Origin of the sequence: Herbaspirillum seropedicae (assembly GCF_001040945.1) — a bacterium.
Taxonomy (GTDB): domain Bacteria; phylum Pseudomonadota; class Gammaproteobacteria; order Burkholderiales; family Burkholderiaceae_D; genus Herbaspirillum; species Herbaspirillum seropedicae.
On the sequence record NZ_CP011930.1, the window covers coordinates 378156 to 390737 of the forward strand.

Consider the following 12582-nt stretch of genomic DNA (forward strand, 5'->3'; position numbering starts at 1 on the left):
CCGCCCACGGCTGTCGTGGTTGCGCCGGGCAAGCGCGACAGAGCCAGTTGCAGCACCGATGCACTCCCCCCCATTCACAGTCATACAACCAGACGAGGAAACACCATGACCATCAAGATCGGCGACCGCCTGCCCGAAGGCACCCTGACCGAATTCATCGAGACCGAGACCGAAGGCTGCAGCCTGGGCCCGAACGCCTTCAAGGTGTCGGACCTGGTCAAGGGCAAGAAGATCGCGCTGTTCGCCCTGCCCGGCGCGTTCACCCCGACCTGTTCGGCCAAGCATGTGCCGGGCTATATCGCCCTGGCTGACCAGTTCAAGGCCAAGGGTGTGGATGAGATCTGGTGCATCTCGGTCAATGACGCCTTCGTCATGGGCGCCTGGGGTCGCGACCAGAAGGCCACCGGCATCGTGCGCATGTTCGGTGACGGCAGCGCCACCTTCACCAAGGCGCTGGGCATGGAGTTCGACCTGACCGAGCGCAACATGGGCGTGCGTTCGCAGCGTTACTCGATGTTGGTCGAAGACGGCGTGGTCAAGCAGCTGAACCTGGAAGCCCCGGGCAAGTTCGAGGTTTCCAACGCCGAGACCCTGCTGGCGCAGCTGGGCTGATTGCTGCCAGGCATCAAGAAGACGGCATGCTGCGGCATGCCGTTTTTCCTGGCGCCAATGTTTTATTGCATTGCTGCGCCTGCTGACATGGTCCTGACGACAGCTTGCAGATGGGAACGATTTGCAACAAAGCCGCGCCCATCGGGGCGGGGCAGGGGCATCTTGGCTATAATGCCTGGATGTTGAAACAGCGCACAATCAAGAATCTGGTCAAGACCACCGGCGTGGGTCTGCACTCCGGCACCAAGGTCGAGCTGACCCTGCGTCCGGCCGCACCCGACACCGGCATCATCTTCCGTCGCATCGATCTCGATCCCGTGGTCGAGCTGCCGATGATGGCTACCGGCGTGGGCGACACCCGCATGGCCTCGACCCTGACCAAGGATGGCGCCAAGGTATCCACCGTCGAACACCTGCTGTCGGCCTGCGCCGGCTTGGGACTGGACAACCTCTACATCGACCTGACCGCCGAAGAGATTCCCATCATGGATGGTTCGGCCTCGTCCTTCGTCTTCCTGTTGCAGCAGGCCGGCCTGCAGGAGCAGGAAGCGCCCAAGAAGTTCATCCGCGTCAAGAAGCCCGTGGAAGTGCGCGAGGGCAGCGGTGACAAGGAAAAATGGGCGCGCCTGGAACCCTATGACGGTTTCCGCCTGAAGTTCTTCATCGAATTCAACCATCCCGCCGTGGACGGCACCGGCCAGGTGGCCGAGGTCGATTTCGGCATCGATTCCTATGTCAAGGAAATCGCCCGCGCGCGCACCTTCGGTTTCATGCAGGACGTGGAAACCCTGCGCGGCATGGGCCTGGCGCGCGGTGGCTCCTTCGAGAACGCCATCGTCATGGATGAGTACCGCATCCTCAACGCCGACGGCCTGCGCTACGACAACGAGTTCGTCCGCCACAAGATCCTCGACGCCATCGGCGACCTCTACATCATCGGCCATCCGCTGCTGGCCAGCTATGACGCCCACAAGTCCGGCCACGGCCTGAACAATCTCTTGCTGCGCGAACTGCTGGCGCAGCCGGATGCCTACGAGATCGTCAGCTTCGATACGCTGGAGCAGGCGCCGCAGACCTATGTGATGCAGGCCAAGCAGGAGTGGGCGCTCAACTGAGGCCTCCCTCCTGCAAGCAAGCAAACGCCCCGGTCAATCCAAATGACCGGGGCGTTTGCTTTTTCGACATCCAGCGAAGAAATCCTTGTAAATTTTTTAGTGAGATTTCGACAATCGACTACTTTCCCTCTGGAAATGGCGGCGCTTCTCCCGCCTGTTTGGCCAATCGGCGCCGTTCGCGCCGCTGTAACATGGCGTCAATGGCATCCTTGAGGCCCTGGCTGCGCGGGTCCCGGGCCAGGTTGCTGCTGAGTTCGGCGAAGGAAGAGAGCGCGTCTTCGGTCAATTCCAGCACCCGTTTCGGGGCTGACGGAGGCTCGGTCCGGCCAACTTGCACTTTGATTCGGATTGAATTAACCTGCCATCCGTCTTTCAGCAGGCGGTCCTGCAAGCGGGGGAGCTGTTGCTTCAACCGGGCCGCCAATGCTGCGTTGGGCGCGCTCATGACCAGCACGCCTGCCTCGAAATGCAGGATCTGACACGCGGCAAACATCGCCGGCAGCGCCGCAGCCACCGACTGCTGCAGCGTGCCCATGCGAGCCAGGGCAGGCAAGAGCGCTGCCATTGTCGAATTCGACCGCAAGAAATCCGCGGCTCCCTTCGTGCTCTTCGCCATGCGTTGGGCGCTCGTGGGAGCAGGCCGATAAGGGGTGAACGTAGATGGGTACTTCATCTTTAAACCTTATCACATCCGGTGTCTGACCGGCCGGAGACCAAGGAGCAAAGATGCAAATTATCCTGTTGCACCCCCGTTTCACCAAAGCCCGTTCCATCACGCTCGGTACGCGTCACCTGCTGCTTCTCCTGCTGTTGCTGATCGGCTCGGTGATCGGCTGCTCGATGCTGATCTCCTATCTCATGCTGCGCCAGGCCGGCGACCCCGAGGCGTCGCCCATGCTGCACAAGCTGGCGGCGTCGATGAGCCAGGAAGAGGACGACCGCAAGGAAAAATTCGTCAAGGAAAACCTGGCCATGATGGCCGTCAAGGTGGGCGAGATGCAGGCCCAGATGATGCGCCTGGATGCGCTGGGCGAGCGGGTGCAGGGCCTGGCCGGCATCCGCCCCGAGGAATTCAACTTCAAGGAACTGCCCGGCCGAGGTGGCGCGGAAGTCTCCAGCCTGGCCGGTCCGGGCCGCGATGTCGGCCTCGATGAGCTGCGCCGCATGCTGGACAACCTGGCCGTGGATGCCGGTCACCGCACCGACTACCTCAACGCCGTCGAATCCACGCTGATGGGCGACAAGATCAAGTCGCGCCTGTTGCCGACCAACCAGCCGGTCAATGTTGCCTACAACTCCTCGAGTTTCGGCTGGCGGCTGGACCCCTTCACCGGCCATAACGCCTTCCATGAAGGCCTGGACTTTCCCGCGCCAGTGGGCACCCGCATCGTGGCCGCCGCCGCCGGGGTGGTGATTGCCTCCGAATATCATTACCAGTTTGGCAACATGCTGGAAATCGACCACGGCAACAACATCATCACTCGCTACGCCCACGCCTCGCGTCTGTTCGTCAAGGTGGGCGACATCGTCAAGCGCGGCCAGCATGTGGCCGATGTTGGCTCTACCGGCCGCTCTACCGGCGCCCACCTGCATTTCGAGGTGCGCATCCGCGGCATCGCGCAGGACCCGCGCAAGTTCCTGGCGCTGGGCGCCAATGGCGGCAACCAGCCCAAGCAGATGCCGGTCTTCGTGGCCGGCCGCTGATCCCGCACCGTCCGCATCGTCCGCTGCTTTCGGTCCGGCCGCCCGCCGCGGCCGCCTGCGGCATTTTCAGCAGCCCATTGAAACCTGGCCAATGCGCCCGATCTAACGCCCATGCAGCATCTGTACGGGCGCGAAAGCCATTGGCGCGGGCCTGCGTGCTAGAATCCATGGTTTATTTTCGGGCGTTGTCGGCTGGAATCCCGCAGCCGGGAGCCCAACGTCACTCTGCCGGATCGTTCATCGGCGCTTTTATAGAATCCAAGCATGTCATTCCTGACCAAGATTTTCGGCAGCCGTAACCAGCGACTGCTCAAACAATATCAAAAAATCGTCCGCCAGATTAATGCGCTGGAGCCCACGGTCGAGAAGCTGACCGACGCCGAACTGCAAGCCAAGACGCCCGAATTCAAGCAACGCATCGCCGGCGGCGAGACGCTCGACGCGATCCTGCCGGAAGCCTTCGCGGTCTGCCGCGAAGCCAGCCGCCGCGTGCTCAAGATGCGCCACTTCGACGTCCAGTTGATCGGCGGCATGGCCTTGCACTTCGGCAAGATCGCCGAAATGCGCACCGGTGAAGGCAAGACCCTGATGGCGACCCTGCCGGCCTACCTCAATGCCCTGGCCGGCAAGGGGGTGCACGTGGTCACCGTCAACGACTACCTGGCCCAGCGCGACGCCGAAGACATGGGTCGCCTCTACAGCTGGCTGGGCCTGACCACCGGCGTGAACCTGTCGCAGATGGAACACGACGTCAAGCAGGAAGCCTACGCTGCCGACATCACCTACGGCACCAACAACGAATTCGGCTTCGACTATCTGCGCGACAACATGGTCTTCGACGCCGACGACCGCGTGCAGCGCGCGCTGAACTTCGCCATCGTCGACGAAGTGGACTCGATCCTGATCGACGAGGCGCGCACGCCGCTGATCATCTCCGGCCAGGCCGAGAACCACACCGAGCTGTACCACAAGATGAACGCCGTGCCGCCGCTGCTGACCCAGCAGATCGGCGAAGAGACCCCGGACGGCAAGGGCAAGGTCGAAGTCCCCGGCGACTACACCAAGGACGAGAAGAGCCACCAGGTGCTGCTGACCGAAGCCGGTCACGACAAGGCCGAGGAAATCCTCACCCAGATGGGCCTGCTGCCCGAAGGCGCCTCGCTCTATGACGCCGCCAACATCACCCTGATCCATCACCTGTACGCCGCCCTGCGCGCGCACACCCTGTACCACCGCGACCAGCACTACGTGGTGCAGAACGGCGAAGTGGTGATCGTCGACGAATTCACCGGCCGCCTGATGACTGGCCGCCGCTGGTCCGACGGCCTGCATCAGGCCGTCGAAGCCAAGGAAGGCGTGAAGATCCAGAACGAGAACCAGACCCTGGCCTCGATCACCTTCCAGAACTACTTCCGCATGTATGCCAAGCTGTCCGGCATGACCGGCACGGCCGATACCGAAGCCTACGAATTCCAGGAAATCTATCACCTGGAAACCGTGGTGATCCCGCCCAACCGTCCCAATGCCCGCAAGGACCGCCAGGACCAGGTCTACAAGACCGCCCAAGAGAAGTACATGGCGATGTTGAAGGACATCCAGGACTGCTACGAGCGCGGCCAGCCCGTGCTGGTGGGCACCACCTCGATCGAGAATTCGGAACTGCTCTCGGGCATCCTGACCAAGGCCAAGCTGCCGCACAACGTCCTGAACGCCAAGCAGCACGCGCGCGAAGCAGAGATCGTGGCGCAGGCCGGCCGTCCCAAGATGATCACCATCGCCACCAACATGGCCGGTCGCGGTACCGACATCGTGCTGGGCGGCAACGTGGGCAAGCAGATCCAGCTGATCGAGGCCGACGAATCCCTGTCGGACGCCGACAAGGCCGCCAAGGCGCAGCAACTGCGCGATGAATGGCAGTCCCTGCATGACCACGTCGTCAATGCCGGCGGCCTGCACATCATCGGTACCGAACGTCACGAATCGCGTCGCGTGGACAACCAGTTGCGTGGCCGTTCCGGCCGCCAGGGTGACCCGGGTTCCTCGCGCTTCTACCTGTCGCTGGATGACGCGCTCCTGCGCATCTTCGCCGGCGACCGCGTGCGCGCCATCATGGACCGCCTGAAGATGCCCGAAGGCGAACCGATCGAAGCCGGCATCGTGACCCGCTCCATCGAATCGGCCCAGCGCAAGGTGGAAGCCCGCAACTTCGACATCCGCAAGCAATTGCTGGAATACGACGACGTCGCCAACGACCAGCGCAAGGTCATCTACCAGCAGCGCAATGAACTGCTGGAGTCGGCGGAAATGGCGGAGATGATCGCTTCCCTGCGCGACGGCGTCTTCACCGACCTGTTCCGCGAATACGTGCCGGCCGAGTCGATGGAAGAGCAGTGGGACATCCCCGGCCTGCAAGCCGTGCTCAAGAACGAATGGCAGCTCGACGTCTACCTGGACGCCACGCTCAAGGCCGAGCCCGACATGGCCGACGACGAGCTGCTGGCGCATCTGCTGAAGGCCGCCAAGGACGCCTACGACGCCAAGGTCGCCGTGGTCGGCGTGGAAGCCTTCGCCGGCTTCGAGCGCAGCGTCATGCTGCAGAGCATTGACAACCACTGGCGCGAACACCTGGCCGCGCTCGATCACCTGCGCCAGGGCATCCACCTGCGCGGCTATGCGCAGAAGAACCCCAAGCAGGAGTACAAGCGCGAAGCCTTCGAGCTGTTCGCCCAGATGCTGGACCTGATCAAGAACGAAGTGATCAAGGTGGTCATGACGGTGCGCATCCAGAGCCGCGAAGAGATCGAAGCGGCCGAGGAAAGCATGGCCGGTGGCTCGCCCATCAACGTCAACTACCAGCACGCCGACTTCGACCCCGAAGCCGCGCCGGAAGAGCTGCTGGCGCCGACCGTCCAGGCCGGTTCCGGAGACGACGGTTCGGAATACGCCAAGGTCGGCCGCAACGACCCCTGCCCCTGCGGCAGCGGCAAGAAGTACAAGCAGTGCCACGGCAAGCTGGCCTGATCGCCGCCTAGCCCGATGTGAAGAGGCCGTCCACCTGCCAGGGTGGACGGCCTTTTTTCTGCGCGGCGCATGAAGGCTTCTGCATGAAGCGCCCGGCTGGCCTTATCATGGGCGCTCCGGCAGCCATCGCCTGCCGCCCAGGAGAACAAGAAGATGTCCCTCGCCACGCTGGTCCGTGCTTTGCCCTTGTCCTTTTCATCCTCCCGTCTGGCCTGTGTTGCTGCTGCCACCGCCGTTCTGCTGGCTGGCTGCGCTTCCTCGCCACTGCCGCAATGGCGCGACAGCGACAATGCCGGTTACGCTCCGGTCACGCCCTCCATCCCGGTGACCAATACCGCTGTGCCCGCAGTGGCCATCAGCACCGCCCCGCCCACGCGTGCAGCGCTGGTGGACGCGGCCAAGGCCGAGTGGGATTTCTTCGGCAACCAGCAGATCGACATGCGCCACGAGCCCTTCAGCGCGCCGCGCCTGGGTTTGCTGGAAGACGAGGGCGAGGCCGTGCAGCGCGTGGCCGAGTATTGGCATGCGGTGGGCAAGAACCTCACCGGTGCGGATTGCCAGCAAGCCTGGTCGGCCGCCTTCATTTCCTGGCTGATGGTGACTACCAATGTGCCACCGCAGGATTTTGCGCCCAACGAAACCCATTTCAATTACCTGAGCTTCCTCAAGGACCGCGAGTCCCGGCCTTCGCCGCAATTCCTGCTGCGCCCGGCGGACAGTGAGCCCATCGCCGCCGGCGACCTGATCTGCGCTCCGCGCGGCAACAACAACATCACGTCCATCGATGAAATCCGTCCCGGCCTGGCCGGACATTGCGATGTGGTGGTGGAAGTGCATGCCGATGATGGCTGGGCCGGGGTGATTGGCGGCAATGTCTTCAATTCGGTGTCGGAATCGCTGATCCCGGTGGATGGCCAGGGGCGGGCGCAGCCGATTGCGGCGCGGCCGTGGCTGGTCGTGGTCAAGAATCTGCTGCCCTGATGAGGGTGGCGGCATGCTGATCCTCGCCAAGCTGTTGCTGGGGCCACTGCTGCTGGCGCAAGCCAGGCGCTTGCGCAGGACGGCCCTGCGCCTGCCGGAAGCTGCCGGCCCGCGCGCCGGGCTGGAGCCAGCGCCGGCCACTGTTGCCGGCAGCGGCGCGCCGTTGCGCCTGCTGGTGGTGGGCGACTCATCGGCGGCGGGCGTGGGGGTGGAGCACCAGGAGCAGGCCCTGGCCCAGCCGCTGGCGCGCCATCTGGCCGAGCGTGCGGGCCGTCCGGTCGCCTGGCAGCTGGTGGCGCAAAGCGGCGTCAATTCGCTTGAGGCGCTGGAGCTGCTGGCGCACCACGAGATCGGTCCGGCGGCCGTGCTGGTGGTAGCGCTGGGGGTCAATGACGTCACTTCGCAGATGCCGCCCCACCGCTACGTGGGCAATCTGCGCCTGCTGTGCGAGCGCCTGATGGCGCAGGCGGGCGTGGAGCACATCGTCTTCTCGGGCTTGCCGCCCATGCACCTCTTGCCGGTGGCGCCGCAGCCGCTGCGCTGGTACCTGGGGCGCTACGCCCGCAAGCTGGACCGCACCCTGCGCGACTGGATCCGCAGCGAGGCCGCCCTGCGTTACTGCTCGCTGCAATGGACGCTTCCCCATGAAATGGCGATCGACCGCTTCCACCCCGGCCCGGGCCAATACGCGCAATGGGCCAGGATGAGCGCCGAGATCATCGAAACCGAGTTCCTGCGTCATCAGCCGGTGACGGAAAGTGTTTAAAATACGCGTTCCGATTTTTACGCTGAAAGCTCGCCATGGCCGTCAATTCCCCGATTCCCGTTCCTTCCGACCTCAAAGCCGTCGCCGGCATCGAACTCGGCCATGCCGAGGCGGGTGTGCGCAAGGCCAATCGCAAGGACGTGCTGGTCATGAAGCTGGCCGAGACGGCCACCGTGGCGGGCGTGTTCACCAAGAACCGTTTCTGTGCCGCCCCGGTGCAGATCTGCCAGGCCAACCTGGCCCAGTTGAGCGCCGGCAAGCCCATCCGCGCGCTGGTCATCAACACCGGCAACGCCAACGCCGGCACCGGTGAAGAAGGCCTGCAGCGCGCCAAGTCGGTCTGCGCCGCCCTGGCCCAGCAGATGGGCGTGGAGGCGCAGCAGATCCTGCCATTCTCGACCGGCGTGATCCTGGAACCGCTGCCGGCCGACCGCATCATCGCCGGCCTGCCGCAAGCCATCGGCAACCTGAAGGCCGACAACTGGTTCAACGCGGCTGAGTCCATCATGACCACCGACACCCAGCCCAAGGCGGCCTCGCGCACCCTCACCATTGGTGGCAAGCAAGTGGTGATGACCGGCATCAGCAAGGGGGCTGGCATGATCAAGCCCAACATGGCCACCATGCTGGGCTTCCTGGCCTTCGACGCCAAGCTGCCGCAGGCCCTGCTGAACCAGCTGGTCAAGGACGCCGCTGACCACTCCTTCAACTGCATCACCATCGATGGCGATACCTCGACCAACGATTCCTTCATCCTGATGGCCACCGGCGCCGGCGAGCTGGAGATCACCAGCGCCGACAGCGAGGAATACCAGCAACTAGCCGCCGCCGTCACCGACCTGTCGCAGCACCTGGCGCACCAGATCGTGCGTGATGGCGAAGGCGCCACCAAGTTCATCGAAGTGGCCGTAGAAGACGGCAAGAGCGTCGAGGAATGCCGCCAGATCGCCTACTCCATCGGCCACTCGCCGCTGGTCAAGACCGCCTTCTTCGCCTCCGACCCGAACCTGGGCCGCATCCTGGCCGCCATCGGCTATGCCGGCATCGATGACCTGGATGTGTCCAAGATCAACCTGTGGCTGGACGACGTCTGGGTCGCCAAGGATGGCGGCCGCAATCCGGATTACCGCGAAGAAGATGGCCAGCGCGTCATGAAGAAGGCCGAGATCGTGGTGCGCGTGAAGCTGGCGCGTGGCGCGGCCAAGGCGTCCATCTGGACCTGCGACCTGTCGCACGATTACGTGTCCATCAACGCCGACTATCGTTCCTGAGCGCCTCCATGACCCAGCTAGACCAATTCCTGCAGCGCGCCGAAGCCTTGCTGGCGCGCGTCGAAGCCATCCTGCCCCAGGCCGCCGCCCGCGAGCCGGACTGGAATGCCGCGGTTGCCTTCCGCTGGCGTGGCGCCACTGCGCAGCGCCCTGGCTACCTCCAGGCGGTCGGCCACATCTCGCAGATCGGCTTGTCGGATCTGCACAATATCGGCCCGCAAAAGGAACAGATCGACCAGAACACCCGCCAGTTCGTCGAAGGCCGTCCGGCCAACAACGTGCTGCTGACGGGCGCACGCGGCACCGGCAAGTCCTCGCTGATCAAGGCCTGCCTGAACCAGTACGCCGATCGTGGCCTGCGCCTGATCGAGGTGGACAAGGACGACCTGCATGACCTGCAGGACATCGTCGAGCTGGTAGCGGCACGTCCGGAGCGCTTCATCGTCTTCTGCGATGATCTCTCCTTTGAGGAAGGCGAGGGGGGCTACAAGGCGCTGAAGGTAGCGCTCGATGGCAGCATCGCCGCCCAGTCCGATAACGTCCTCATCTACGCCACCTCGAACCGTCGCCACCTGATGCCGGAACGTCTCTCCGACAACAGCACCTATACCCACACCGAGGATGGCGACCTGCATCCCGGCGAGACGGTGGAAGAAAAGATCTCGCTCTCCGAGCGCTTCGGCCTGTGGGTGACCTTCTACCCCTTCAAGCAGGACGATTTCCTGGAGATCGTGGCGCATTGGCTGCGCCACTTCGGCTGCAATGACGCCCAGATCGCCGAGGCCCGCGCCGATGCGCTGCGCTGGGCGCTGCAACGCAGTTCGCGCTCGGGCCGGGTGGCCTGGCAGTTCGCGCGCGACTACGCCGGCAAGGCGCAGCGCTGATGAGCGCAGCGTCCAAGCCCGTTGGCAAGCCTATTGGCGAGCCCATCGACGTGGCCGTGGGCATCCTGATGCAGCCCAACGGCGACGTGCTCGTGGGCCAGCGGCCGGAAGGCAAGCCCTATGCGGGTTACTGGGAATTCCCCGGCGGCAAGGTGGAGGCCGGCGAAAGCATCTTCGCCGCCCTGCAGCGCGAGTTCAAGGAAGAGCTGGGCATCGAGGTGCTCGACGGCGAGCCCTGGTGTGGTGTCGAGCACGTCTATCCGCATGCCCATGTCCGCCTGCATTTCTACATCAGCCGCCAGTGGCGCGGCCAGCCGCAGAGCCTGGAAGGCCAGGCCTTCGCCTGGCAGGGCAGCGTGGGCGTGGAGCCTTTGCTGCCGGCCACCATTCCGCTGATCGAATGGCTGGATCAGCTGCGGTACGGCGAACAAGCAGGCAATTGAGCGGGATTGGGCGAGGATAAAACAAAAAGCCCGTGATCACTGCACGGGCTTGTCGCCTTCATCGTCCAGCGGCAGGTTCACGGCCGGGATGGTGTATTTCTCTTCGGCCCAGGCGCCCAGGTCGATTTGCTTGCAGCGTTCGGAGCAGAACGGGCGAAACTTGTTTTTTTCACTCCATTCCACCTTGGCGCCGCAGGTGGGGCAGTCAACGATCGTAGCCATACTTTCTACTTCACTTCCATCACATCAGTTCAAAAGCCGCACAGGGCCAGTTCGAAGGGGACTTCGCCCTCGAAGGAGCGCGGCTTCTCGTCACCATCCTGCTGGGTGAAGCGCACCCACAGCATGTACTTGTTGGCCGAGATCTCGGGAATCGCGCCGAGCTCCATGTCGAGCGACAGGCGCAGCATCTGGTAGACCTTGCCCTGCAGCATCTGTTGGTAACTGCCGCCTTCGGCATTGATCTTCACTGCATGGCCGGATTCGCGCAGCAGTCGCATGACGATGGCGATGGCGTCGAACAGCGGGATCAGCGGAGCGAACCAGTTGGAAATATCCTGGAAACGTCGCTCGAAGGGGTGTTGTTGCCAAGCGTAGTAGGCGGGCAGGTCGAATTCGCAAGCACCGCCAGGGATGATGGTGCGGCCGCGGATGCTCATGAGCCATTCATTGTCGCGGATGTTCTGGCCGGTCTTGCCCTGGGCCGCTGCGAGGGCGCTGCTGGCCTGGTCTACTTCGGCCAGGATGGCGTTGAGCATCTCGGGCTCGACATTGGGATTGGACTGGTAGGCCAGCAGGATCTGCTTTTGCCGTTCCAGCTCTTGCAGCAGGTCGGACTTGAGGTCGGCGCGTCCGGCGACCTCCAGCATTTCAAAAATGGTGGCAAGGGCGATGTGATGCTGATGCGGGCTTTCCTGATGCAGGAAGAAGACGAACTTCTCATACAGGTCTTCCAGTCGCAACAGCGTGCGAATACGCTCGTTGAAAGGGTATTCGTAGACGATCAAAGCATGATCCCTTTATTGGTTGAGCCGGACTTGTTAGGCCGCTGACAGGCCGCGGGTGCAAAAACCTCGTCAACAATGCAATGTCTGTGATTCTGACCCATGCAGCAGAAAATTACAAATGCATGCCGCATCAAATGAAGCGTCAAGCAGGCTCAGCGCTGTGCTGCGAGCGCAAGGTATTGTGAATGCAAGTTGCGCACCCGCTCCGGCAGGCTGTCGGCGGCGCCGCCGTTGTCGACGACGTCGTCGGCCACGGCCAATCGCGCCTGGCGGCTGGCCTGCGCGGCCATGATGGCTTCCACCTCGTCGCGGCGCAGGCCATTGCGCTGCATGACGCGAGCGACCTGCACTTCTTCGGGGCAATCGACCACCAGGATGCGGTCGGCGCGTCCGACCCAGTTGCCCGATTCCACCAGCAGCGGCACCACGAAGATGACGTAGGGGCCGCTGGCCATCTCGGCCGCGCGCAGGGTCTCGCTGCGGATCAGGGGGTGCAGGATGGCCTCCAGTGCGTGGCGCGCTTCGGGATTGCCGAACACGTGCTGGCGCATGCGCGTGCGATCCATGGCGCCGCGCGCATCGATGAAGTCCGCGCCGAAGTGTTCGATGATAGGCGCGATGGCCAGGCCGTCAGGCGCAGTCAGGGCATGGGCGATGACGTCGGTATCGACCAGCGCCGCGCCGAGTGCGCCGAACAGTTCGGCCACGGTGGTCTTGCCGCTGCCGATGCCGCCGGTCAGGCCGATGGTGAAGCGTTCAGAAAGTGCAGTCATGCGTA

At 63.6% G+C, this 12582-nt stretch carries 13 protein-coding genes; 9 read left to right on the forward strand and 4 right to left on the reverse strand.

The annotated features are described in order from the left end of the window. Nucleotides 1-105 precede the first annotated feature (105 nt). Together ACP92_RS01695 and lpxC are read left to right on the forward strand one after the other, a co-directional pair. Nucleotides 106-612 carry a peroxiredoxin gene (locus ACP92_RS01695; protein WP_013232389.1) on the forward strand — a complete coding sequence of 169 codons (507 nt, stop codon included), beginning with the start codon at nucleotides 106-108 and terminating at the stop codon, nucleotides 610-612. A 179-nt stretch (nucleotides 613-791) separates the two neighbouring features. After that, nucleotides 792-1727, forward strand: a complete 936-nt coding sequence (gene lpxC / locus ACP92_RS01700; RefSeq protein WP_013232390.1) for a UDP-3-O-acyl-N-acetylglucosamine deacetylase — start codon at nucleotides 792-794, stop codon at nucleotides 1725-1727. A gap of 118 nt (nucleotides 1728-1845) precedes the next feature. Here lpxC and ACP92_RS01705 read toward each other — a convergent pair whose 3' ends face one another. Next, complete coding sequence (locus tag ACP92_RS01705; protein ID WP_013232391.1) at nucleotides 1846-2400, reverse strand: DciA family protein; 555 nt, start codon at nucleotides 2398-2400, stop codon at nucleotides 1846-1848. A 53-nt stretch (nucleotides 2401-2453) separates the two neighbouring features. Between ACP92_RS01705 and ACP92_RS01710 the strand changes: the two genes are divergently transcribed. The 7 genes from ACP92_RS01710 (at nucleotide 2454) to ACP92_RS01740 (ending at nucleotide 10797) form a co-directional block, all read left to right on the forward strand. Then, the gene (locus ACP92_RS01710) at nucleotides 2454-3431 is read left to right on the forward strand and encodes a M23 family metallopeptidase (protein WP_013232392.1); all 978 of its coding nucleotides are present in this window, start codon (nucleotides 2454-2456) and stop codon (nucleotides 3429-3431) included. Nucleotides 3432-3695: 264 nt separating this feature from the next. Next, a complete protein-coding gene (gene secA, locus ACP92_RS01715) occupies nucleotides 3696-6452 on the forward strand; it encodes a preprotein translocase subunit SecA (protein ID WP_013232393.1) in 2757 nt (918 codons plus the stop codon). Nucleotides 6453-6605: 153 nt separating this feature from the next. Then, nucleotides 6606-7433, forward strand: coding sequence for a DUF2272 domain-containing protein (locus ACP92_RS01720; protein ID WP_013232394.1), 828 nt, complete (start codon nucleotides 6606-6608; stop codon nucleotides 7431-7433). Between the two features lie 13 nt (nucleotides 7434-7446). Further along, a complete protein-coding gene (locus ACP92_RS01725; RefSeq protein WP_013232395.1) occupies nucleotides 7447-8199 on the forward strand; it encodes an SGNH/GDSL hydrolase family protein in 753 nt (250 codons plus the stop codon). Between the two features lie 35 nt (nucleotides 8200-8234). Further along, nucleotides 8235-9470: a bifunctional glutamate N-acetyltransferase/amino-acid acetyltransferase ArgJ gene (argJ, locus tag ACP92_RS01730; RefSeq protein WP_013232396.1), complete on the forward strand. Its 1236-nt coding sequence runs from the start codon at nucleotides 8235-8237 to the stop codon at nucleotides 9468-9470. 8 nt (nucleotides 9471-9478) lie between these two features. Continuing rightward, nucleotides 9479-10354: an ATP-binding protein gene (locus ACP92_RS01735; RefSeq protein WP_013232397.1), complete on the forward strand. Its 876-nt coding sequence runs from the start codon at nucleotides 9479-9481 to the stop codon at nucleotides 10352-10354. Then, a complete protein-coding gene (locus tag ACP92_RS01740) occupies nucleotides 10354-10797 on the forward strand; it encodes an NUDIX domain-containing protein (RefSeq protein ID WP_013232398.1) in 444 nt (147 codons plus the stop codon). The genes ACP92_RS01735 and ACP92_RS01740 overlap by 1 nt, the downstream gene beginning before the upstream one ends. A gap of 36 nt (nucleotides 10798-10833) precedes the next feature. Here ACP92_RS01740 and yacG read toward each other — a convergent pair whose 3' ends face one another. The 3 genes from yacG to coaE all read right to left on the reverse strand — a co-directional run bounded on the left by yacG (nucleotide 10834) and on the right by coaE (nucleotide 12577). Next, the gene (gene yacG / locus ACP92_RS01745) at nucleotides 10834-11019 is read right to left on the reverse strand and encodes a DNA gyrase inhibitor YacG (protein ID WP_013232399.1); all 186 of its coding nucleotides are present in this window, start codon (nucleotides 11017-11019) and stop codon (nucleotides 10834-10836) included. A gap of 29 nt (nucleotides 11020-11048) precedes the next feature. After that, nucleotides 11049-11804, reverse strand: coding sequence for a cell division protein ZapD (gene zapD, locus ACP92_RS01750; protein ID WP_013232400.1), 756 nt, complete (start codon nucleotides 11802-11804; stop codon nucleotides 11049-11051). A 152-nt stretch (nucleotides 11805-11956) separates the two neighbouring features. Next, complete coding sequence (gene coaE, locus ACP92_RS01755; RefSeq protein WP_013232401.1) at nucleotides 11957-12577, reverse strand: dephospho-CoA kinase; 621 nt, start codon at nucleotides 12575-12577, stop codon at nucleotides 11957-11959. Nucleotides 12578-12582 lie beyond the last annotated feature (5 nt).